The organism is Salibaculum halophilum (assembly GCF_002094885.1).
GTDB lineage: Bacteria > Pseudomonadota > Alphaproteobacteria > Rhodobacterales > Rhodobacteraceae > Salibaculum > Salibaculum halophilum.
In genome coordinates this window covers 46,123-69,160 of record NZ_MSIT01000014.1, presented here as the reverse complement: position 1 = coordinate 69,160, position 23,038 = coordinate 46,123, and the positions used below count along the sequence as shown (strand labels likewise).

Here is a 23,038-nt window from a genome sequence, read left to right as displayed (position 1 = left end):
CGGACCGAGGCCGAGGCCCGGCTCGAGGAAGCGCGCATCAACCAGAATGCCGCCGCGCGGCTTTCCGAGGACGGGTTCGCCTCGGAAACGCGGCTGGCCAATGCCGAGGCGGCGCTGGCCTCGGCCCGCGCCGGGCTGACCTCGGCCGAGGCGGCCGTCGAGGGCGCGCAGGCCGGCATTTCCAGCGCCGAGGCCAGCGTCGAGGGCGCCAAGGCCGGGGTCGAGGCCGCCCGCGCCGGCATCCAGTCCGCGCAGGCCGCGGTGGCCGCCGCCGAGCGCGAACTGGAGCGCCTGGACATCACCGCCCCCTTCGCGGGCCTGCTGGAAAGCGACACCGCCGAACTGGGCAGCTTGATGCAACCGGGCAGCCCCTGCGCCACGGTGATCCAGCTCGACCCGATCAAGCTGGTCGGCTTCGTCCCCGAGGCCGATGTCGCCAAGGTCGAGACCGGCGCGATGGCGGGCGCCGAACTGAGCAGCGGCGACCGCGTACAGGGGCCGGTGACCTTCCTGTCGCGCTCGGCCGATCCGGCCACCCGCACCTTCCGCGTCGAAATCGAGGTGCCCAACCCCGACCTCGATGTCCGCGACGGTCAGACCGCCGAAATCCTGATCGAGGCCGAGGGGCGATCGGCGCACCGGCTGGCCGCCTCCTCGATGACACTGAACGACGACGGCGACATTGGCGTGCGCGTGGTCGACGATGCGGACGTCGCCCGGTTCCTGCCGGTCACCGTGCTGCGCGACACGGCCCAGGGGGTCCTCGTGACAGGCTTGCCCGACAGCGTGGACGTGATCGTCGTAGGCCAGGAATACGTCCGTGACGGCGTGCCCGTCGCACCCACCTACAGAGAGGCGAACGGATGACCGGTATCGTCGACTGGGCGGCCAACCACGCCCGCATGATCATCGCCTTCATCGTCCTCTCGCTCGCGGCGGGGGGCGCGTCCTACGTGGGCCTGCCCAAAGAGGGCGAGCCGGATATCGAGATCCCGGCGCTGTTCGTGTCGGTCCCCTTCCCCGGCATCTCGGCCGAGGATGCCGAGACCCTGCTGGTCAAGCCCATGGAGTCCGAGCTGCAGGATATCGACGGGCTTGACACGATGTCGTCCACCGCCGCCGAGGGATACGCCGGCGTTGCGCTGGAGTTCGAGTTCGGCTGGGACAAGTCGCGCACCATGGCCGACGTCCGCGACGCCATGAACAGCGCCGAAGGGCAATTCCCCGACGGCGCCGACCAGTATTCCATCAACGAGATCAACTTTTCCGAGTTCCCCATCATCATCGTCAACCTAACCGGCGAAGTGCCCGAGCGGACCCTGATCGACGTGGCCGAGCGCCTTCAGGACGAGGTCGAGGGGATCGACGCGGTGCTCGAGGCGCAGCTGACCGGCCAGCGCGAGGAAATGCTGGAAGTCGTCATCGACCCGCTCAAGCTGGAAAGCTACAACGTCACCGCCAACGACTTGATCAACACGGTCCAGCAGAACAACATGCTGGTCGCCGCGGGCGAGGTCAGCAGCGAACAGGGCGACTTCTCGGTCAAGGTGCCCTCGTCCTTCGACGAGGCGCGCGACGTCTATTCGCTGCCCGTGCGCACGAACGGCGACCGCGTGGTCACCCTGGGCGATCTGGCCGAGATCCGCCCCACCTTCGAAGACCGGGTCAGCACCGCACGCTTCAACGGGACCACCACGGTGGCGCTGCAGGTGGTCAAGCGCAAGGGCTTCAACCTGATCGACACCGCCGACGAGGTGCGCACCACCGTCGACGCGGCCGTGGCCGACTGGCCCGCCGACCTGCGCCAGGCCGTCGAGGTGGGCTATTCCAACGACCAGAGCCGCGTCGTCGCCTCTATGGTCAGCCAGTTGGAAGGCTCGGTGCTGACGGCCGTCGCGCTGGTCATGATCGTGGTGCTGGCCGCGCTGGGCATCCGCCCGGCGCTGCTGGTTGGCTTTGCCATCCCGACATCCTTCCTGTTGTGTTTCGCGCTCTTCGCGGTGATGGACATCACCATTTCAAACATCATCATGTTCGGCCTGATCCTGGCCGTGGGCATCCTCGTGGACGGGGCCATCGTCGTCGTGGAATACGCCGACAAGCGCATTGCCGAGGGCACCGGCCCGATGCACGCCTATGTCGAGGCGGCCAAGCGCATGTTCTGGCCCATCATCAGTTCCACCGCCACCACGCTCTGTGCCTTCCTGCCGATGCTGTTCTGGCCCGGCGTGGCGGGCGAGTTCATGGGGATGCTGCCGGTGACGATCATCTTCGTGCTGACGGCCTCTCTGATCGTGGCGCTGATCTACCTGCCGGTCATGGGCGGCGTGACCGGCCGCATGAGCCGGGTTTTTGGGCGCTGGTCCGACGCGCTGCGCGCCGGCCTGCCCTGGGTGGTGCGCGCCGCCCTGGTGATCCCGGCGGTGCTGATGACCTACGCCGGCGCCATGCTGACGCTGAACCCCGGCTATTTCGGCGCCCGCGCCGTGCAGACCGACGGGCTTGTCGCTTCGCTGCCCGGGATTGCGCTGTTCCTGGCCTCCTGCGTGGCGCTGGCCGTCACCGTGAGCGCGGCCAAGATCACCCGCGCGCCGCGGCGCATCAGCGCCGGCTATCGGCGCAGCCCCTTCGGCCACCTGATAAATGCCATTTCGGGCAACCCGGTCATGCCGATCGTGTCGATCGCTGCCATCGGCGCCTTCGTTGTCTGGACCTTCACGTATTTCGGGGCCAACAACAACGGTGTCGAGTTCTTCGCCCAGACCGAACCCGAACAGGCCATCGTCTACGTTCAGGCCCGCGGCAACCTCTCGATCGAGGAAAAGGACGACCTCGTCGAACGGGCCGAAAAGATCGTCCTGAACCAGCCGGGCATCGACTCGGTCTTCGCCTTCGCCGGCGAGGGCGGGCTGAACCAGAACACCGGTGGCGGCGAAGGCCCGCGCGATTCCATCGGCCAGCTTCAGGTGGAAATGGTCCCCTGGGAGGACCGCCCGGCCCACGCCCGCGAGAACGACGTGCCGCTGGCGCAGCTCGACGGCGACGTGGTGATGGACCAGATCCAGGCCAAGCTCGACCAGATGCCCGGCGTGCGGGCCGAGATCCTCAACCTCTCGCGCGGGCCGGCCAGTTCCAAGCCCGTGCACCTGCGCCTGACCGGCGCGGACTGGGAAACGCTCAAGCAGGCGGCGGCCATCGCCCGCGACCGCTTCGACCGGACCCTCGGCCTGACCCAGGTCGAGGACAGCCGCCCCCTGCCCGGCATCGACTGGGAGATCGACGTCGACACCGAGGCGGCCGGGCGCTACGGCGCGGATGTCGCCACCGTCGGCGGCATGGTGCAGCTTGTCACCCGCGGGCTGCTGCTCGACACCTACACCCCGCAGGCCAGTGACGAAGAGATCGAGATTCGCGTGCGCCTGCCGCGCGAGGACCGCCTTCTTTCGACGCTCGACAGCCTGCGGGTGAGAACGCCCGACGGGCTGATCCCGCTGTCCAACTTCATAAGCCGCCAGCCGGTCGAGAAGCTCGGCCAGATCGATCGTGTCGGCCAGCAACGCTACTTCGACGTCAAGGCCGGCGTGGTCGAGGGGCTGGTGCAATTCGTCACCGACGGACCCGATGGCGGACCCACCACACTGGGCACCTTCCGCGAACTACCCGAGGACGCGCAGGCCGAGGCCGCCCGCACCGTCGAGACGACCGATGGCACCACCTACGAACGGGTGTCGCTCGCCACCGCCCAGAGCCTGTCGGCGGTTCAGCAGGCCCTGAACGACGGTACCGCCCGCCCCGAGGTCATAAACGGCAACGAGCGCATCGCCACCCTGACCGAGTGGCTGGAAACGGAAGACCCCCTGCCCGAGGGCGTGACCTGGAAATGGACCGGCGACCAGCAGGACCAGGCCGAAAGCCAGGAATTCCTGCAGACCGCCTTTGCCGGGGCGCTGGGGCTGATGTTCATCATCCTGCTGGCGCAGTTCAACAGCTTCTACAACGCCACGCTGGTGCTGCTGGCGGTGATTCTGTCGACCACCGGCGTGCTGATCGGGATGCTGGTCATGGACCAGCCCTTCTCGATCATCATGACGGGCACGGGCATCGTGGCCCTCGCGGGGATCGTGGTGAACAACAATATCGTGCTGATCGACACCTACCAGGACTACGCGAAATACATGCCCCGCGCCGAGGCGATCACCCGCACCGCCGAGGACCGCATTCGCCCTGTGTTGCTGACCACGACCACCACCATGGCGGGCCTTGCGCCGATGATGTTCGGCCTGTCGCTGGATTTCTTCGCGGGGGGCTATTCGATCGACAGCCCAACGGCCTTGTGGTGGAAACAGCTGGCCACGGCGGTGGTCTTCGGGCTGGGCATCGCCACGGTGCTGACCCTGGTCTTCACCCCCTCGATGCTGGCGCTGCGCGTCTGGGTGACGACCTATGCCCGCTGGGCGGCGCAGGGCCTGGCCAAGCTGGGGGCGGGGCGCGGCAGCCGCCTGGCCCGCGACTGGGCGCTGGAGCGCGAGGCGCGCCGGGCACAGGTGCCGGAAATCCAGTGGTCGGAATTCGAGCGGTTCACGACCCCCGAGGCCGATCCGGTGGTCGAAGTCACCCCGCCACCCCTGCGCGCGGCGGAATAGCCCGGGACATCGGCGGGCGCCCGCCGGCCGCCGGCGCCGGACGTTGAACCGTGGCGAAACGGGCTATCTTCTGTTTCGTCGAAAACAAGGAGGTTTGCATGATCCGCACCGTCACCAGTACGCTCGCCCTCGGCCTTGCCGTTGCATCGCCCGCCGCCGCCGACCTGGCCGGCCAGCCGTTCGACTACGAAGTGGACGGCACGGTCTTCGAAGGATACGTCGCCCGCAACACCGACCTGCCCGAGACGGAAGGCACCGTCCTGATCGTGCACGATTGGGACGGGCTGACCGCCTACGAGAAACAGCGCGCCGACATGCTGGCCGCGCAGGGCTATACGGCCGTGGCCATCGACGTCTACGGCAAGACCAACCGACCCACCAACATGGAAGAAAACCAGGCCCGTTCGGGCGCGCTCTACGCCGACCGCGACCTCTTCCGCGCGCGCCTGTCGGGGTCCCTCGCGGCCGCGCAAGAGCTGGACGGCGTCGGTAACGACATCATCCTCATGGGCTACTGCTTCGGCGGCGCCGCCACCCTCGAAGCGGCCCGGGCGGGGATGGATATCGACGGCTTCGTGTCCTTCCACGGCGGGCTGGGAACGCCCGAGGGACAGGACTATTCCATGACCACGGCCCCTGTCCTGCTTTTGCACGGCACGGCCGACCCGGTTTCCGGCCCGGCCGACCTGGCGCAGGTCGTCGGTGAAATGCTTGACGCCGGCGTCGAACACGATGCCCAGCTTTTCGGCGGGGCGCGCCATTCCTTCACCGTCTGGGGGTCGCGCGACTATGACCTCGCCGCCGACACCGGCAGCTGGGACGCCCTGATGGGGTTCCTCGACGCGCAGCTCTGAGGCCCGCGTAAGCGTCGTTGGAGCGATGCCGCCGCGGGACGGCGGGCGGGGCGCCCTTGACGGGGCGCAAGCCCCGGCAAGCAGCGGCCGACCCGCCGTCCCGCCTCAGGCCGCCGCGTCCTCGGCCTGTTGCCGCGCCCAGAGCCGGGCGTAGCGGCCGCCACGCGCCAGCAGCGCCTCGTGGGTGCCGGTCTCGACGATCTCGCCCTGTTCCAACACGACGATCCTGTCGGCATCGGCGATGGTCGACAGCCGGTGGGCGATTGTCAGCACCGTTCGGCCCTCGCTCATGGCCCGCAGTTCCGACTGGATCTCGCGCTCGGTATCGGTGTCCAGCGCGCTGGTCGCCTCGTCCAGCAGCAGGATCGGCGGGTTCTTCAGCAGGGTCCGGGCGATGCCCACGCGCTGTTTCTCGCCACCCGACAGCTTCAGGCCGCGCTCGCCCACCTGGGTGTCGTAGCCCTCGGGCAGGCCTACAATGAAGTCGTGGATTTTGGCCGACCGGGCCGCGGCCACGATCTCGTCCTCGCGCGCGCCGTCCCTGCCGTAGGCGATGTTGTAGCGGATCGTGTCGTTGAACAGCACCGTGTCCTGCGGCACCACGCCGATGGCGGCGTGCAGGCTGTCCTGGGTGACGTCGCGGATATCCTGCCCGTCGATGCGGATGGCCCCGCCCGAGACGTCGTAGAACCGGAACAGCAGCCGCCCGATGGTGGACTTGCCCGACCCCGAGGAGCCCACCAGCGCCACCGTTTCCCCCGCGCCTACCGACAGCGAGACGTCCCGCAGGATCGCCCGGTCGTCATACCCGAAGGTCACCGAGTCGAAGGTCACCGCACCGTCGCTGACCTGCAGCGCGGTCGCGCCGGGCCGGTCGGCCACGTCGGGGGGCTGTTCCAGCAGGTCGAACATCTCGGCCATGTCGACCATGGCCTGGCGGATCTCGCGGTAGACCGACCCGAGGAAGTTCAGCGGCATGGTGATCTGGATCATGTAGGCATTGACCATCACGAAATCGCCCGTGGTCAGCGTGCCGTTCTGCACCCCGAAGGCGGCCATGACCATGACCGCCACCAGCCCCGCGGTGATCACGAAGGCCTGGCCGAAGTTGAGCAGGCCCAGCGTGTAGGCTGTCTTGAGCGCCGCCGTTTCGTAAAGCGCCATGGCTTGATCGTAGCGGCCCGCCTCGCGTTCCTCGGCGCCGAAATACTTGACCGTCTCAAAGTTCAGCAGGCTGTCGATGGCCTTCTGGTTGGCGTCGGTGTCCTGGGCGTTCATCTCCTTTCGGATGCGCACGCGCCACTCGGTCACCTTGAAGGTGAACCAGATGTAGATGGCGATGGTCACCGCCACGACACCGAGGTAGCTGAAGCCGAAGTGCCACAACAGGATCACCGCGATCATCAGCAATTCCAGGATCAGCGGCCCTATGCTGAACAGCAGAAAGCGCAGCAGGAAGTCCACGCCCTTGACGCCGCGCTCGATGATGCGGCTCAGCCCGCCGGTCTTGCGGGTGATGTGATAGCGCAGCGACAGCCGATGGATATGGGTGAAGGTCTCCAGCGCCAGTTGACGCAGCGCCCGCTGGCCGACCTTGGCGAAGATCACGTCGCGCAGCTGCTGAAACCCGTTCGTCATCAGCCGCGCCATGCCGTAGGCCACGGTCAGCCCCACCGCGCCAAGCGCCAGCAGCATCGCATCACCCGCCTCGCCCGAGAGCGTGTCGACCACCAGCTTGTAGAGCATCGGCCCCACCACGGCGACCAGCTTGGAGGCGACGAGGGCGGCAAGCGCCAGCACCACGCGGCGTTTCACCCAAGGCTTGTCCGCGGGCCAGAGGTAGGGGGCCACGCGCAGCACGACGTTCCAGCCCTCGATGGGCGGGTCGTCATCGGATGATCCGGGCGGGGTGGTGCGGCGCATGGGGCGGTCCTTGTCCTGCGCGCCCACAGGTAGGCCCCCCGGGCGGCAATGACCAGAGCGCGGATCAGATCATCTGCATCAGGCGGCGTTTCTCTCCGGTCTCGTCCGGGTCGGACAGGGCCGCCGCCAGCCCCTCGAGCGCGGCGATGTTGTGGCCCGCGCGGAAACTGTCGACATGCGGCAGGATCTGCCGGATGCCGCGGGCGCGGGGCGCGAAGTCGGCCCAGCGCAGCAACGGGTTGAGCCAGATCAGCCGGCGGCAGGACAGTGCCAGGCGTTCGGCCGCCGGGCCCAGCGCGCCCTCGGGGTCACGGTCGAGCCCGTCGGTGACCAGCAGCACCACCGCCCCCTGCCCCAGCACCCGGCGCGACCAGTCGCGGTTGAAATCATGCAGGCAGGCGGCGATGCGGGTGCCACCCTCCCAGTCCTGCGCCTCGGCCCCGGCATCGGCCAGCGCCTGGTCGACGTCGCGGGCGCGCATGTGCCGGGTGATGTTGGTCAGCCGCGTGCCGAAGGTGAAGGCATGAACCCGGCCCCAGCCCTGGCCCGGCGCGTTGCTGACGGCGTGGACGAAGTGCAGCACCGCGCGCGAATACTGCGACATCGACCCCGATATGTCGCACAGCACCACGAGGTCGGGCGGGCGGATGCGCCGGCGCCGGGTCTCGAATGCACGGATCTCGCCGCCCTGGCGCATGGCGCGGCGCATGGTGCGGCGCCAGTCGGGCAGCGGCCCGGCCAGCGCCTCGGTGCGGCGCGATTTCACCGGGCGCACCGGCAGCCTCAGGCCCGCCAGCATCCGCCGGGCCTGCGCCATTTCCTGCGTGCTCATCTGTTCGAAATCCAGGGTCCGCAGGCGTTCCTCGGGCGAGATCGTGGCCGAGGCGTCGATCTCGATCAGGCTGTCCTCGGGCGCGTCCTCCGGCGCGGGCCGGTCCGGCGCGATCCCGTCGAGCAGCGCCTCGGCGGCGCGTTTCTCGGCCGGCCTGGCCAGGTCCTCCTCTTGCACGCCGCGCACCGCGGGCAGAATCATCGACATCATGTGGTCGAGAAATTGCGGGTCACGCCAATACAGGCGAAAGACCTGCGCGAAGACGCGGGCGTGGTCGGGCCGCGAGCAGAAACAGGCCTGCAGCGTCCAGTAGAAATCCTGTTTCTCGGTGAAGCCGGCCACCTGCACCGCGCGCACCGCGTCGATCACCCGCCCCGGCCCCACGGGCAGCCCGGCGCGGCGCAGCGCGCGGGCGAAATGGGTGATGTTGCGCGCTAGCTTGCCGTCCTCGGGCAGGTCTAGGGGTGGATGATCCGGCATCACGGATGTCCGCGGCTCTGCCCGTCGCCAGTGTCACTCGGACAAATGGCGCAACAATGTCGACCCGCCTCGACACCTTCTTGGGGGCTCTGCCCGTCGCCATTGTCGCTCGGACCAATGGCGCAACAATAGCGACCCCCCGGGATATTTTGGGCCAGAAGAGGCATCACGCCGGGGACAGCTCGGCGCGGGCTTCCTCGAGGATGCGTTTCGCCTCGGAGCCTTCGAGGCGGGCGATGTCGTCCTGGTATTTCAGCACCGCGCCGAGGGTGTCGGCGATGACCTGGGGCGACAGGTCGATGGCATCCAGCGCCAGCAGGCACTTGGCCCAGTCGATGGTCTCGGCCACGCCGGGGCGCTTGAACAGGTCCTCGCGGCGCAGCCGCTGGACGAAGGCGACGATCTCGCGGCTCAGCGCCTCGGTCGCCTCGGGGGCGCGGGCCTGCAGGATGTCCATCTCTCGATCGAAACCGGGGTAGTCCACCCAGTGATAGAGGCAGCGCCGCTTGAGCGCGTCGTGCACTTCGCGCGTGCGGTTCGACGTCAGGATGACGATGGGCGGTTCGGGCGCCCGGATGGTGCCCAGTTCGGGGATCGTCACCTGGAACTCCGACAGCGCCTCCAGCAGGAAGGCCTCGAAGGGTTCATCCGTCCTGTCGATCTCGTCGATCAGCAGGACCGGCGGGCCGGCCGCGTGCGGGCGCATGGCCTGCAACAGCGGGCGTTCGATCAGGAAGTCATCGGAGAAGAGCGCGCGATGCGGCACGCCCTCGTCGGCACTGCCCGCGGCCTCGGCGGCGCGGATGGCGATCATCTGGGCGGGAAAGTTCCACTCGTAGACCGCGCTGGCGGCGTCCAGCCCCTCGTAGCATTGCAGACGGATCGTGTCGCGGCCCAGCGCGGCGGCGATGGCGCGGGCGATCTCGGTCTTGCCGGTGCCGGCCTCGCCTTCCAGGAACAGCGGCCGGCCCAGTTTGAGCGACAGGAAAACGACCGTCGCCAGCGCCCGTCCGCAGACGTAATCCTGCGCGGCCAGGGCCGTTTGCACCTCGTCTATGCTGTCCATGACGCCTCCTTTCCGGCATTGCTGCATGGCACGGGGCCGGGGTCAAGCGACGCATTGCCCTGCGAGGGGCTTCGCGCTAGGCCATACTGCGCACGAACAGGAGAGCCAGATGACCGACCCCAGCGCACCCGGCTTCGGCCCCGACCTAAGCCCCGTCGACTGGTCCGATCCGCTTCGGCTGGAGGGGCAGCTGACCGAGGACGAACGCATGCTGCGCGACGCGGCCCGGACCTTCGCGCAGGACGCACTGCAGCCGCGGGTGCGTGACGCCTACGCGCTGGAGGCCGCTGACCCGGCCGTCTTCCGTGCCATGGGCGCGGCCGGCCTGCTGGGCGTAACCGTCCCCGAGGACCACGGCGGGCTGGGTGCCGGCTACGTCACCTACGGGCTGGTCGCGCGCGAAATCGAGCGGGTCGATTCGGGCTACCGCTCGATGATGTCGGTGCAGTCCAGCCTTGTGATGTACCCGATCCATGCCTACGGAAGCGAGGCGCAGAAGCAGAAGTTCCTGCCCGGCCTGGCCAGCGGCGACCTGATCGGTTGTTTCGGGCTGACCGAACCCGGGGCGGGCAGCGACCCGGCCGGTATGACAACGCGTGCCGAGGAGACGCAGACGGGCTATCGGCTGACCGGGACCAAGACCTGGATTTCCAACAGCCCGCTGGCGGATGTCTTCATCGTCTGGGCCCGGTCCGAGGCCCATGACGGCAAGATCCGCGGTTTCGTCCTGGAGGCCGGGATGCCGGGCCTCTCGGCGCCCAAGATCGAGGGCAAGCTCAGCCTGCGCGCCTCGGTCACCGGCGAGATCGTCATGGACGGCGTCGAGGTCGGCGAGGACGCGCTGCTGCCCGGGGTCGCTGGCCTCAAGGGTCCGTTCGGCTGCCTCAACCGCGCGCGCTACGGCATCAGCTGGGGCGTGATGGGCGCGGCCGAGGCCTGCTGGCACGCCGCGCGCCAATACGGGCTGGAGCGGCGCCAGTTCGGCCGGCCTCTGGCGCAAACCCAGTTGTTCCAGAAGAAGCTGGCCGACATGCAGACCGAGATCGCGCTGGGCCTGCAGGGAGCGCTGCAACTGGGCCGCCTGATGGAGGCGGGCGCGGCCGCGCCCGAGAGCATCAGCCTGATGAAGCGCAACAACTGCGGCAAGGCGCTGGATGTCGCGCGCCAGGCCCGCGATATGCACGGCGGCAACGGCATAGCGGGCGACTACGACGTGATTCGCCACATGATCAACCTGGAGACCGTGAACACCTACGAAGGCACGCATGACGTTCACGCGCTGATCCTGGGGCGGGCGCAGACCGGCCTGCAGGCGTTTTTCTAGGCGCCGCCCCGCGCAATCGCCAAAATGGCGCAGGACTTGCAAATTCTGGCCGCATAGCCACGTCATCACAGACGGACGCCACAACGCTGGCGCAACCGGGACGAGGACCGATGGCCGACCATAACGACCTGTTCGACCTGCAGCTGGAGGGACTGGACCCCGACGCCTGGCACGCCCGCGTCGAGGAGTTGGGCAACGCCCTCGGCCAGTGCACGCTGCTGGGCGGGCGCTACCTGGCTGCGCAGATCGACGATGGTCCGCGCCTGCTGGTGAGTTTCGAGAACGTGCCCGCGGCGCGCAAGTTCCACCCCGAGGCCGCCCCGCGCGGCTGGCTGGTGGCGCGCGAGCGGGGCTGGTCGACCCTGACCTTTCTGGCCAACGACCCCGAGAACTGGTTTCGCGACGCAGCCGTCCATGCCTTCTTCGACCGTTTGATCGACGATGGCTATTTCGACGAGTTCGAGGAGGTGCTGTTCTACGGCGCCGGCGGGGCGGGCTACGCCGCGGCCGCCTACTCGGTAGCCGCCCCCGAGGCCCGGGTTCTGGCCATCCGCCCGCAGGCCACGCTGGACCCGGCCCGCGCGGGGTGGGACCGCCGCTTTCTCGGGCAGCGCGCCAAGGACTTCACCAGCCGGTTCGGCTATGCCCCCGACATGCTCGAAACCGCCAGCCGGGCCTGGATCATCCACGATCCGCTGGTGCCCGAAGACGCCATGCACGCGACCCTTTTCGCCGCGCCCAACACGCTGCTGCTGCGCACGCCGCATCTGGGCCGCACCCCCGAACGCCCTTTGTCGGTCATGGGGGTGCTGGACGACCTGATCGACGCGGCCATGGGGGACAGGCTCGATATCGTCAGCTTCAGCCGAGTGTGGCGCCAGCGCCAGCGTCACCTGCCCTACCTGCGCAACCTGTTCCACCAACTGGATGAGGACGATCGCGAAGGCCTGCTGGCCCGGCTGTGCCGCTTCGTGCTGCGCGACACCAACCGGCCGCTCTTCGCCAAGCGCCTGGCCCGAATCGAGGCCCGACAGGCCGAACGGGCCGAACAGGCCGAGCAGGGCACCGAAAACGCCTGAGGCGCGGGGCCGCGCGCACGGCGCGTGTCATTTTCCGCGCGTCTCCAGCGCCTTTTGCGCCGCGGCGAGCAGGCGCAGGGCGAAATACCCCAGCCCGCCACCGATCACCAGGCCCAGCGGCGACCCGGTGTCGAACAGCGCGCAAAGCACCCCCGCCCCGGCCAGCGCCACGAGAAGGGCCAGAACGCGCGTCTCGCCCGCCTCAACCGGCATGTGGCGCGACAGGGCGCGCGCGAGGGGCTGTGCGAGCGCCGGCTCAACGTGCGGGGTCAAAAACCCCGCCAGAAACGCAAAAATGAAACCGACCATCCGATCCTCCGTTTCACGCAGATGTGGGCAGGTCGGGGCGCCGGTCAAGACCCACCACGATGACGCTGGAAAGCGCCGGCGCGACGGTGTATTCCCCAGACATGACCAAACCCGACCCGACCCGGCTGACGATCCGTCGCCCCGACGATTGGCACCTGCACCTGCGCGACGGCGAGATGCTCCGGGCGGTGCTGCCCCACAGCGCCGCCCATTTCGCCCGGGCGATCATCATGCCCAACCTGGCGCCGCCCGTGGTCACCGGGGCCCAGGCCGCCGCCTACCGCGACCGCATCCTGGCCGCCCTGCCCGCGGGCAGCGATTTCACACCGCTGATGACGCTCTACCTAACCGAGGAGACAGACCCCGAGGACGTGGCCCGCGCCCATGCCGCGGGGCTGATCACGGCCGTTAAGCTCTACCCCGCCGGGGCCACCACCAATTCGGCCAGCGGCGTGCGCGATTTCGACAAGGTCCGCCCGGTGCTGGAGAAGATGGCCGAGATCGGCTGTCCGCTCTGCGTGCACGGCGAGGTCACGCATCCCGAGGTGGACATCTTCGACCGCGAGGCGGTGTTCATCGACAAGGTGCTGAAGCCGATCCGCAAGAAGACGCCCGATCTGCGCGTGGTCATGGAACATGTCACCACACAGGACGCGGTGGATTACGTCCGCGACACGCCGCGTGGCCTGGCCGCCACGATCACCACGCACCACCTGATCATTAACCGCAACGACATCCTGGTGGGTGGCATCAAGCCGCATTACTATTGCCTGCCCGTGGCCAAGCGCGAGGCCCACCGCATCGCGCTGGTGCAGGCCGCCACCAGCGGCGACCGGCGCTTTTTCCTGGGCACCGACAGCGCCCCGCACACCGAGGCCAACAAGCTGCAGCCCTGCGGCTGTGCGGGCTGTTTCACCGCGCCCAACACCCTGTCCTGCCTGGCCGAGGTGTTCGATGCCGCCGGCAAGCTCGGCCAGTTGGAGGCCTTCACCTCGCGCAACGGGCCGCGTTTTTACGACCTGCCGGTCAACGCGGAAACGATCACGCTGGTCAAGGGCGATCCCGTCGCCTATCCCGACAGGATCGAAACCGGCGAAGGCCCTGTCACCGTGTTCGATCCCGGCTTTCCGCTGCACTGGCGCGTCGCGGGCTGACAGCGGCGGCCGGCCGCCGGGGGACAAGTCCGATTTCCTCGGGATAACCTGTGGAGCAATGCTGCGCTGTCCCGAGGCGGGGGCCAGCGGCGCCGCTCCGATGTTGCGCCACTTGAACAAGCGCCCACCATATGTGCTAATAGCGTCGTCAGCGATGGGGTGAGACGCGTCCTGTCCACAGGCCATCCCCAGCGTTTTGCAGATGGCGCGCGGCCCTTGCGGCCGCTACACCCCGGGGTCTGGGACAGCACAGCGGGAATCGGGGGCGCGCGCATGAACGAGATCAGCACTTTCAACGCCAGCGGCGGCAGCGACGGGGCCAGCCTGCCCCATTCCATCGAGGCCGAGCAGCAACTGCTGGGCGCGATCCTGACCAACAACGACGTCTTCGACCGCGTCGCCGCGATCGTTCGGCCCGAACACTTCTACGACCCGGTCCATGCCCGCATCTTCGAGACCGCCGCCGCGCGCATCCAGAAGAACGCCCTGGCCTCGCCGGTGACGCTCAAGGCCTTCCTCGAGGACGACGAAGGGCTCAGGGAACTGGGCGGGCCGGCCTATCTCGCGCGGCTGGCCGGGGCGGCGATCTCGGCCTTTGCCGCGCGCGACTACGCGCAGATGATCCACGACCTGGCCGTGCGGCGCGAACTGATCCAGGTCGGTCAGGACATCTCGGCCAAGGCGGCGCGGGTGGACGTGGACAGCGAACCGGGCGAACAGATCGTCGAGGCCGAACAAAAGCTATACCAACTGGCCGAACAGGGCCAATCCGAAAGCGGGTTTCAAAGCTTTCTCAAGGCTGTAACCGATGCTGTTAACGTCGCCAACGCGGCTTACCAGCGCGAGGGCGGCCTGGCCGGCGTCGCCACCGGGCTGGCCGACATGGACCACAAGCTGGGCGGGCTGCACGCCTCGGACCTGCTGATCCTCGCCGGGCGGCCCTCGATGGGCAAGACCTCGCTGGCCACCAACATCGCCTTCAACGTCGCCAAGGCCTACAAGCGCGGCAAGCTGTCCGACGGCACCGAGGGCGCGGTCGACGGCGGCGTGGTGGGCTTCTTCAGCCTCGAGATGAGCGCCGAGCAGCTCGCAGGCCGCATCCTGGCCGAGGCCTCGGAAATCTCGTCCCACAAGATCCGCCAGGGCGACATGAACGAGACCGAGTTCCGCCGCTTCGTCGAGGCCGCCAAGGAGCTGGAGGCCTGCCCGCTGTTCATCGACGACACGCCGGCCCTGCCGATTTCCCAGGTCGCTGCCCGCGCGCGGCGGCTGAAACGGACCCACGGGCTGGACTTGCTGATCGTCGACTACCTGCAACTCATGCGCGGCACCGCCGACAACCGGGTCCAGGAGATCGCCGAGATTTCCATGGGCCTCAAGGCCATCGCCAAGGAACTGGACATCCCCGTCATGGCGCTGTCGCAGCTGTCGCGCCAGGTCGAAAGCCGCGACGACAAGCGCCCGCAACTGTCGGACCTGCGCGAATCCGGCTCGATCGAGCAGGACGCCGACGTGGTGATGTTCGTCTTCCGCGAGGAATACTACGTCGAACGCGAGAAACCTTCGGAGGACAAGCTCGAGGACATGGCCGCCTGGCAGGAACGCATGGCGCGGCTGCACGGCAAGGCCGAGGTCATCATCGGCAAGCAACGCCACGGCCCCATCGGCACGGTTGAGCTCGCCTTCGAAAGCCAGTTCACCCGTTTCGGCAACCTGGTCAAGCCGTGGCAACAGGGCGCGGGCGATTTCGGCTGATGGCGATCACCGGGGTCAACCACGTCACCCTGTCCTGCACGGCGCTTGACCGTTCCATTGCCTTCTACCGTGATCGGCTGGGCGCGGTTTTGCGGGCACGGTGGCCGGACGGGGCCTATCTCGAACTTGGGGCCTTGTGGCTCTGCTTGGCCCGGTCACGGGCCGCTGCCCCGGCGGCGGATTACAGCCATATCGCGCTCGATGTCGCTCCGGGCAGCTTCGCCGCGTTGCAAAACCGGCTTGCCGACCTGCCGAAGTGGCAGAAGAACCACAGCGAGGGCGACAGCGTCTATGTCCTCGATCCCGACGGGCACAAGCTGGAGGTGCACGCGGGCGACCTGGCCTCTCGCCTGGCGCATTACCGTGCCCACCCCGAAAAGGGCGTAGAGATCTTCGATCCGCCGGTGTGAAGGGCTTCAAAACCGCGCTTGCCCCCCTGACTGCCACCTGTCAAAACCCGGCCCATGTCGACCGGATTCCTCAATATCGACCTGACCGCGCTGACCCGCAACTGGCAGGCGCTGGACGCGATGACCGGGGCCGAGACGGCCGCGGTGGTCAAGGCCGACGGCTACGGGCTGGGGGTGGAAAAGGTGGCGCGGGCGCTGGCCCGCGCGGGCGCGAAGACCTTTTTCGTCGCCGTCGCCGAAGAGGGCGCGGCCCTGCGCGCGGCGCTGGGGCCGAACCCGACTATCTGCGTGTTTTCGGGCCACATGCGCGGCGACACCGACATGATCGGCGACATGGGCCTGACACCGATGATCAACACCGTGGGCCAGCTGACCCGCCACCTGGAAAGCCTGCCCGACCACCCCTTCGGCATTCAGCTGGACACCGGCATGAACCGGCTGGGCATGGAGATCGAGGACTGGGCCAGCGTGGCCGAGATCGCCCTGGGCCAGAACTGCCAACTGGTGATGAGCCACCTGGCCTGCCAGGACGACCCCGACCACCCGATGAACCGCCAGCAACTGGAGGAATTCCACCTGATGACCGACGGCATCAAGGTGCCGCGCTCGCTGGCGGCGACGGGGGCCATCCAGATGGGGCCGGAGTATCACTTCGACCTGACCCGGCCCGGCGTGGGCCTTTACGGCGGGCTGCCCTTTGCCGATGCCCAGCCGGTGGTGCAGCTTGACCTGCCGGTGATCCAGCTGCGCGACGTGGCCGAGGGCGAGACGGTGGGCTACGGCAACACCTGGACGGCGCAGCGGCCCACAAAGCTGGTCACGGTCAGCGCGGGCTATGCCGACGGCATTCACCGCGTGCTGTCCAACAAGGCGCAGCTGTGGCACGGGTCGCAGCCGGTGCCGGTGGTGGGCCGGGTGTCGATGGACCTGATCACCGCGGATGTGACCGACCTTGACGAGGTGCCTGCCAGCCTGTCGCTTCTGTCGGCCCACCAGACCGTGGATGATATCGCCGACCAGTCGGGCACCATCGGCTACGAGGTGCTGACCGCGCTGGGCGGCCGCTACCAGCGCCGGTATTCGGGCGCATGACGCGGGCGCTGGCCGCAACGGGGGCGGCGACACTTGGCCTGCTGGCCGCCATAGGGCGGCTGGCCATTTTCGTGGGCCAGACGCTGTCGCACCTGGTGCGCCCGCCCTTCTACATGCGCGAGTTCGGCCATGCGCTGGTGCAGATCGGCTATTTCTCGCTGCCGGTGGTGGGGCTGACGGCGCTGTTCACCGGCGGCGCGCTGGCGCTGCAGATCTACGCCGGCGGCTCGCGTTTCGACGCGCAGGCGGTGGTGCCGCAGATCGTGGCCATCGGCATGGTGCGCGAGCTTGGCCCGGTGCTGGTGGGGCTTATGATCGCGGCGCGGGTCACTTCCAGCATCGCCGCCGAGATCGCCACCATGAAGGTGACCGAACAGATCGACGCGCTGGTCACGCTGTCCACCAACCCGATGAAATACCTGACCCTGCCGCGGGTGCTGGCGGCGACGCTGGTCATGCCCGTGCTGGTGGGCATCGGCGACGTCATCGGCATCATGGGCGGCTTTCTGGTGGGCACCGAGCGGCTGGGCTTCAACGCCGCCGCCTACCTGCAGAACACCGCCGATTTCCTGACCCGGCTCGACATCGTCTCGTCGCTGGCCAAGGGCGCGGTCTTCGGCTTCATCGCCGCGCTCATGGGCTGCTATTACGGGATGCAGTCGGACCGCGGCGCCATGGGCGTCGGCCGGGCGACCAAGACCTCCGTCGTGGCCGCCGCGGTGTTGATCCTGGCGGCGAACTTCCTGCTGACAGAGGCGTTCTTTTCCGCATGATCCGGCTGAGTGACCTGCACAAATCCTTCGGCGCCAACGCGGTGCTGCGCGGCGTTGATCTGCACGTGCCCCGCGGCGAAAGCATGGTGGTCATCGGCGGGTCGGGCACCGGCAAGTCGGTGCTGATCAAGTCCATCCTCGGGCTGGTCACGCCCGACAGCGGCACCATCGAGGTCGACGGCCAAAACGTGACCCGCGCCGACCGCGATGCCTTTCTCGCCCGCTTCGGGATGCTGTTCCAGGGCGGGGCGCTGTTCGACAGCCTGCCGGTCTGGCAGAACGTCGCCTTTCGCCTGCTGCGCGGCCGCCTCAAGCGGCCCAAGGCCGAGGCGCGAGAGATCGCCGTGGAAAAACTGCGCCGCGTCGGGCTGTCGGCCGACGTGGCCGACCGCCTGCCGGCCGAACTGTCCGGCGGGATGCAGAAGCGTGTCGGCCTGGCCCGCGCCATCGCCGCCGAGCCCGAGATCATCTTCTTCGACGAACCCACGACGGGGCTGGACCCGATCATGTCGGGCGTCATCAACGACCTGATCCGCGAGATCGTCACCGAGATGGGCGCGACGGCCATCACCATCACCCACGACATGACCAGCGTCCGTGCCATCGCCGACGACGTGGCCATGCTGCACGCGGGCAAGGTGCGCTGGTCGGGGCCGGTGGCCCAGATGGACGACAGCGGCGATCCCTACCTGCACCAGTTCATCACCGGCAGCGCCGAGGGGCCGATCGAGGCGGTGCGCTGATGGACGCTGCGAACTATGACGATTGGGCATCTTTCGCTGACGCATACCTGAGTGCAGCGAAGATTTTGGGAACCGGAGGAAGAAATGCAGATTTTTACTTCGGACTGGGCCCGTTTAGCCAGACATTAGGACTTGCGTCCGAGCTCACCATAAAGGCCATGCTCCTTAAACTTGGCTATGATCCAACAAAAATAAGAGAATTTGGTCACGACTTAGAAAAGTTACACTCTGAAATTAATAAAGACTGTTCGGATAAAATTGAAAGAATTTGCACGGAAGTAGCCGTCTACATTCGCTTCAATGGCGTAAGTGTACCACAAGAATTTTCTGATTTTGCAAAGTCCAACGACCGAAATCCTCTGGAATACTATCTTCTGAGCACGCAGTTAAAAGCACTGAATTATAATTACCATAATGATCGGGACGATGGTGCAAAGTTTCGTACACGATACCCCGATCCAGAAAAACGGTTTCGCTCGTTCAATGCCGACGTGATTTTCTTCAACATGATAGAAATCCGAGCCTTGTCTGATGCGTTATAAAAATGGGTTAGTGTTATTAAAAATTGCGAACCTGGCCTTGCTGGTGCTCTTCCCGGTGGCCTGGTTCGCGCCCTTGCTGCGCGCCGGGCTGTTGCCGCTGTTCGGGCTGAGCGAGATTTCCATCGTCTCGGGGCTGCAGAGCCTGTGGGGCAGCGACGTGTTCCTTGCCGTCGTCGTTACCGCGCTGGCGCTCTTCGCGCCCTACCTCAAGTGCATAGGGCTGGCGCTGGTCCAGCTCCGCCTGCTGGATACCCGCGCGCTGCCCGCACTGGGCTGGTTGGGCAAGCTGGCCATGGCGGATGTGTTCCTGATCGCGCTCTACGTCGTGGTGGTCAAGGACGTCAGCCGAACGCAGGTCGAGGGCGCCTGGGGGCTATACCTCTTTACCGGCTGCGTGCTGGCCTCGATCCTCCTCTCGGGTCTGACGGAGCGGCGGATGCGCGGCTGACGCGCGGGCCATGGACAGGCCACGCGACTTGGGCCAAAAGGGGAACATGGCCAAGGACCTGTCGTTTATCTGTACCGCCTGCAACGCCACCCATTCCAAGTGGTCGGGCCAGTGCGACGCCTGCGGCGCCTGGAACACGATTGAAGAGGCCAAGCCGCTGTCCAGCGGCCCCCGGGCCAAGGGGCTGGGCGTCAAGCGCGGGCGCGCGCTGGCGCTGACCGACCTTGCGACCCAGCAGCCCGAACCGCCGCGCACCCACTCCGGCGTGGCCGAGCTTGACCGCGTGCTGGGCGGCGGGCTGGTCACCGCCAGCGCCCTGCTGGTGGGTGGCGACCCGGGCATCGGCAAGTCCACGCTGTTGCTTCAGGCCGCGGCGCGGTTCGCGCGCACCGGGCTGAAGGTGCTCTACGTCTCGGGCGAGGAGTCGGCCGCCCAGGTGCAGATGCGCGCCCGGCGGCTGGAGCTGACCGAAAGCCCGGTGAAGCTGGCCAGCGAGACCGGCCTGCGCGACATCCTGACCACGATGGAGGCCGAGTCGCCCGACCTTGTCATCATCGATTCCATCCAGACCATGTGGCTGGATACGGTCGAGGCGGCGCCGGGCTCGGTCAGCCAGGTGCGCGCCGCCGCGCACGAGCTGACGAATTTCGCCAAGCGGCGCGGCATCGCGGTGGTCATGGTCGGCCATGTCACCAAGGAAGGCCAGATCGCCGGACCGCGCGTGGTCGAGCACATGGTCGATACCGTCCTCTATTTCGAGGGCGAGCGCGGCCACCAGTTCCGCATCCTGCGCAGCCACAAGAACCGCTTCGGCCCCGCCGACGAGATCGGGGTCTTCGAGATGTCGGGCAAGGGCCTGATCGAGGTGCGCAACCCCTCGGCGCTGTTTCTGTCCGAGCGCGGCGACCCGGCGCCGGGGTCGGTCGTCTTTGCCGGGATCGAAGGATCGCGGCCCATGCTGTGCGAGTTTCAGGCGCTCGTCGCCCCCTCGCCGCATTCCCAGCCGCGCCGGACGGTCGTGGGCTGGGACGGCGGCCGGCTGGCGATGATCCTGGCAGTGCTGGAATCGCGGGCGGGCCTGCCCTTTACCGGGCTCGACGTCTATCTGAACGTGGCCGGCGGGCTGCGCGTGTCGGAACCGGCCGCGGACCTGGCCGTGGCCGCCGCGCTGATCTCGGCCAAGGAGGACGCGGCGCTGGCGGCCGACTGCGTGCTCTTCGGGGAAATCTCGCTGTCGGGCGCGCTGCGCCCCGTGGGCCAGACCGAAAACCGGTTGAAAGAAGCCGCGAAACTTGGTTTTAAAACGGCGATAACCCCGGTGCGGGCAAAACGCGTGGGGTCCGGCGGCGTGGACTTGCGCGAAATGCGCGACCTGCCGGAATTCGTCGAGGGGGTCTTCGGGGCCAGGTAGCCCGGGGCACCGCCAAGAAAGCAAGGGGCCGGGACAGCATGGGCGATTTCACCCTCATCGACGGGATCGTGGCCGTCGTCATCGTGCTCTCGGCGCTGCTGGCCTACAGCCGTGGCCTTGTGCGCGAGGTCATGGCCATCGCCGGCTGGGTCGCCGCCGCCATACTCGCCTTCATCTTTGCCGACCGGGTCACGCCGCTGGTGCGCCAGATTCCCGTGCTGGGCGATTTCATCGGCGACAGCTGCGAATTGTCCGTCATCGCCGCCTTTGCCGCGGTCTTCGCGGTGGTGCTGGTGATCATGTCGCTTTTCACGCCGCTGTTTTCCTCGCTGGTGCAACGCTCGGCGCTGGGTGGCCTCGATCAGGGGCTGGGGTTCCTCTTCGGGGCGCTGCGGGGCATCCTGCTGGTGGCCGTAGCCTTCTTCGTCTACGAAACCATCCTGCAAACGCAGGAGGTTGCCATGGTCGACGACAGCCGCGCGAGCGCCGTCTTCGGCAATTTCACCGAGCGGATGCAGTCGGAGAACCCCGAACAGGCGCTGGGCTGGATCACCACGCAGTACGAACAGCTGGTCGCGGGCTGCACCCCGGCCTGATCCCCGCCGCACGATCGGCGCGGCTTTGTAATCGTTTCGTGACAGTCGCGCCGCACCGCAGTATGTCGGGGCCAAGGTTCAGTCCGTGAGATTCGGAGGGTCCGTTCGTGACCAAGGTGCTGCCGCCCGCCCATCCTTTCGACTATGCCGGCGACGGGTCAGACGACGACAAGCTCAAAGAGGAATGCGGGGTGTTCGGCACCGTCGGGGTCGCCGACGCCGCCTCGATCGTTGCGCTGGGGCTGCACGCGCTGCAGCACCGCGGGCAGGAGGCGGGCGGCATCGTCACCCATGACGCCGAGCAGGGGTTCAACTCGGCCCGCCGCTTCGGGCTGGTGCGCGACAACTTCACCTCGGAAAAATTGCTGGCGACCCTGCCCGGCCCCATCGGCATCGGCCACGTGCGCTATTCCACCACGGGGTCCAAGGGCGGCACCCAGATCCGCGACGTGCAGCCCTTCTTCGGCGAGTTTTCCATGGGCGGCGCGGCGCTGGCCCACAACGGCAACATCACCAACGCGCTGCAACTGCGCCGCGAACTGATCGAGCGCGGCTCGATCTTCCAGTCCTCCAGCGACAGCGAATGCATCATCCACCTGATGGCGCGCTCCATGGGCCGCACCATTCCCGACCGCATGGAAGAAGCCCTGCGCAAGGTCGAGGGCGCCTTTTCCGTGGTGGCCATGACCCGGACCAAGCTGATGGGCTGCCGCGACCCGCTGGGCGTGCGCCCTCTGGTGCTGGGCAGGCTGGGCGACGGCTGGGTGCTTGCCAGCGAGACCTGCGCGCTCGACATCATCGGCGCCGACTTCCTGCGCGAGGTCGAGCCGGGCGAGATGGTCGTCATCTCGGCCGAGCACGGCGTCCAGAGCCACCACCCCTTCCGCCCGGCGCGGTCGCGCTTCTGCATCTTCGAGCATGTCTATTTTTCCCGTCCCGACAGCATCCTCGGCGGCCAGTCGGTCTATTCCACGCGCGAGAACATCGGCCGCGAACTGGCCAAGGAGAGCCCGGTCGCCGCCGACCTCGTCTGCCCGGTGCCCGACAGCGGCACCCCGGCGGCCATCGGTTATGCCCTGCAAAGCGGCATTCCCTACGCCATGGGGATCATCCGCAACCAGTACATGGGCCGGACCTTCATCGAGCCGACCGAGCAGATCCGCAACATGGGCGTGCGGCTGAAACTCAACGTCAACCGCGCGCTGATCCGCGGCAAGCGGGTGATCCTGGTGGATGACAGCGTGGTGCGTGGCACCACCAGCCGCAAGATCAAGGACATGATCCTGGATGCCGGCGCGGCCGAGGTGCATTTCCGCATCGCCAGCCCGCCCACGGCCTGGCCCTGCTTCTACGGTGTCGACACGCCCCAGCGCGAGAAGCTGCTGGCCGCCACCATGTCCGAGGACGAGATGCGCGACCACCTCGGTGTCGACAGCATCAATTTCATCTCGCTCGACGGGCTCTACCGCGCCGTGGGCGAGTCGCAGGGCCGCGACACCGGCTGCCCGCAGTATTGCGACGCCTGCTTTTCAGGCGACTACCCGGTGGAACCCACCGACATGCTGGAACAGGGCTTCCAGATGAAGGCCGCCGAGTAGACAAGC

20 protein-coding genes are annotated in these 23,038 nt (G+C 67.7%); 16 read left to right on the top strand and 4 right to left on the bottom strand.

Annotated elements, in window-relative coordinates; translation table 11 throughout:
* The 3 genes from BU124_RS10525 to BU124_RS10515 all read left to right on the top strand — a co-directional run.
* A partial coding sequence (locus BU124_RS10525) for an efflux RND transporter periplasmic adaptor subunit (RefSeq protein ID WP_143529954.1) occupies positions 1-867 on the top strand: 867 nt, incomplete at its 5' end.
* Positions 864-4,643, top strand: coding sequence for an efflux RND transporter permease subunit (locus BU124_RS10520; protein WP_084863523.1), 3,780 nt, complete (start codon positions 864-866; stop codon positions 4,641-4,643). The genes BU124_RS10525 and BU124_RS10520, both read left to right, overlap by 4 nt.
* A gap of 98 nt (positions 4,644-4,741) precedes the next feature.
* Positions 4,742-5,497 (top strand): dienelactone hydrolase family protein, encoded by a 756-nt coding sequence (locus BU124_RS10515; RefSeq protein ID WP_084863520.1) that lies wholly within the window; start codon positions 4,742-4,744, stop codon positions 5,495-5,497.
* Positions 5,498-5,602: 105 nt separating this feature from the next.
* Here BU124_RS10515 and BU124_RS10510 read toward each other — a convergent pair whose 3' ends face one another.
* The 3 genes from BU124_RS10510 to BU124_RS10500 all read right to left on the bottom strand — a co-directional run bounded on the left by BU124_RS10510 (position 5,603) and on the right by BU124_RS10500 (position 9,798).
* Positions 5,603-7,420: an ABCB family ABC transporter ATP-binding protein/permease gene (locus tag BU124_RS10510; protein ID WP_084863518.1), complete on the bottom strand. Its 1,818-nt coding sequence runs from the start codon at positions 7,418-7,420 to the stop codon at positions 5,603-5,605.
* A gap of 64 nt (positions 7,421-7,484) precedes the next feature.
* Positions 7,485-8,732, bottom strand: coding sequence for a vWA domain-containing protein (locus tag BU124_RS10505; RefSeq protein WP_084863516.1), 1,248 nt, complete (start codon positions 8,730-8,732; stop codon positions 7,485-7,487).
* A gap of 166 nt (positions 8,733-8,898) precedes the next feature.
* A complete protein-coding gene (locus tag BU124_RS10500) occupies positions 8,899-9,798 on the bottom strand; it encodes an AAA family ATPase (RefSeq protein ID WP_084863514.1) in 900 nt (299 codons plus the stop codon).
* Between the two features lie 109 nt (positions 9,799-9,907).
* Here BU124_RS10500 and BU124_RS10495 point away from each other — a divergent pair, with 109 nt between their 5' ends.
* Positions 9,908-11,122, top strand: a complete 1,215-nt coding sequence (locus BU124_RS10495; RefSeq protein WP_084863511.1) for an acyl-CoA dehydrogenase — start codon at positions 9,908-9,910, stop codon at positions 11,120-11,122.
* A 110-nt stretch (positions 11,123-11,232) separates the two neighbouring features.
* Complete coding sequence (locus BU124_RS10490) at positions 11,233-12,201, top strand: hypothetical protein (protein ID WP_084863509.1); 969 nt, start codon at positions 11,233-11,235, stop codon at positions 12,199-12,201.
* Positions 12,202-12,228: 27 nt separating this feature from the next.
* Here the strand turns inward: BU124_RS10490 and BU124_RS10485 are convergent, their stop codons facing one another.
* Positions 12,229-12,414 carry a hypothetical protein gene (locus BU124_RS10485; RefSeq protein ID WP_179141900.1) on the bottom strand — a complete coding sequence of 62 codons (186 nt, stop codon included), beginning with the start codon at positions 12,412-12,414 and terminating at the stop codon, positions 12,229-12,231.
* A 197-nt stretch (positions 12,415-12,611) separates the two neighbouring features.
* On the opposite strand from BU124_RS10485, the gene pyrC reads away from it, so the two are divergent.
* The 11 genes from pyrC to purF all read left to right on the top strand — a co-directional run bounded on the left by pyrC (position 12,612) and on the right by purF (position 23,032).
* Entirely contained in the window at positions 12,612-13,664 is a 1,053-nt protein-coding gene (gene pyrC, locus BU124_RS10480; protein ID WP_084863540.1) for a dihydroorotase, read from the top strand.
* 273 nt (positions 13,665-13,937) lie between these two features.
* Complete coding sequence (locus tag BU124_RS10475; protein WP_084863505.1) at positions 13,938-15,419, top strand: replicative DNA helicase; 1,482 nt, start codon at positions 13,938-13,940, stop codon at positions 15,417-15,419.
* The gene (locus BU124_RS10470) at positions 15,419-15,829 is read left to right on the top strand and encodes a VOC family protein (RefSeq protein WP_084863501.1); all 411 of its coding nucleotides are present in this window, start codon (positions 15,419-15,421) and stop codon (positions 15,827-15,829) included. The genes BU124_RS10475 and BU124_RS10470 overlap by 1 nt, the downstream gene beginning before the upstream one ends.
* Before the next feature lie 54 nt (positions 15,830-15,883).
* Complete coding sequence (alr, locus tag BU124_RS10465) at positions 15,884-16,921, top strand: alanine racemase (protein WP_084863499.1); 1,038 nt, start codon at positions 15,884-15,886, stop codon at positions 16,919-16,921.
* Positions 16,918-17,694 carry an MlaE family ABC transporter permease gene (locus BU124_RS10460; protein WP_084863497.1) on the top strand — a complete coding sequence of 259 codons (777 nt, stop codon included), beginning with the start codon at positions 16,918-16,920 and terminating at the stop codon, positions 17,692-17,694. The genes alr and BU124_RS10460 overlap by 4 nt, the downstream gene beginning before the upstream one ends.
* On the top strand, positions 17,691-18,437 hold the full coding sequence (locus tag BU124_RS10455) for an ABC transporter ATP-binding protein (protein WP_084863495.1): 747 nt from the start codon (positions 17,691-17,693) through the stop codon (positions 18,435-18,437). The genes BU124_RS10460 and BU124_RS10455 overlap by 4 nt, the downstream gene beginning before the upstream one ends.
* Positions 18,437-18,979, top strand: coding sequence for a hypothetical protein (locus BU124_RS14585; RefSeq protein ID WP_143529953.1), 543 nt, complete (start codon positions 18,437-18,439; stop codon positions 18,977-18,979). The genes BU124_RS10455 and BU124_RS14585 overlap by 1 nt, the downstream gene beginning before the upstream one ends.
* Complete coding sequence (locus tag BU124_RS10450; protein WP_084863493.1) at positions 18,969-19,427, top strand: paraquat-inducible protein A; 459 nt, start codon at positions 18,969-18,971, stop codon at positions 19,425-19,427. Before BU124_RS14585 ends, BU124_RS10450 begins: the two co-directional genes overlap by 11 nt.
* A 46-nt stretch (positions 19,428-19,473) precedes the next feature.
* On the top strand, positions 19,474-20,838 hold the full coding sequence (gene radA / locus BU124_RS10445) for a DNA repair protein RadA (protein WP_084863492.1): 1,365 nt from the start codon (positions 19,474-19,476) through the stop codon (positions 20,836-20,838).
* A 38-nt stretch (positions 20,839-20,876) separates the two neighbouring features.
* Entirely contained in the window at positions 20,877-21,434 is a 558-nt protein-coding gene (locus BU124_RS10440; protein ID WP_084863490.1) for a CvpA family protein, read from the top strand.
* 107 nt (positions 21,435-21,541) lie between these two features.
* A complete protein-coding gene (gene purF / locus BU124_RS10435; protein ID WP_245831668.1) occupies positions 21,542-23,032 on the top strand; it encodes an amidophosphoribosyltransferase in 1,491 nt (496 codons plus the stop codon).
* Positions 23,033-23,038 lie beyond the last annotated feature (6 nt).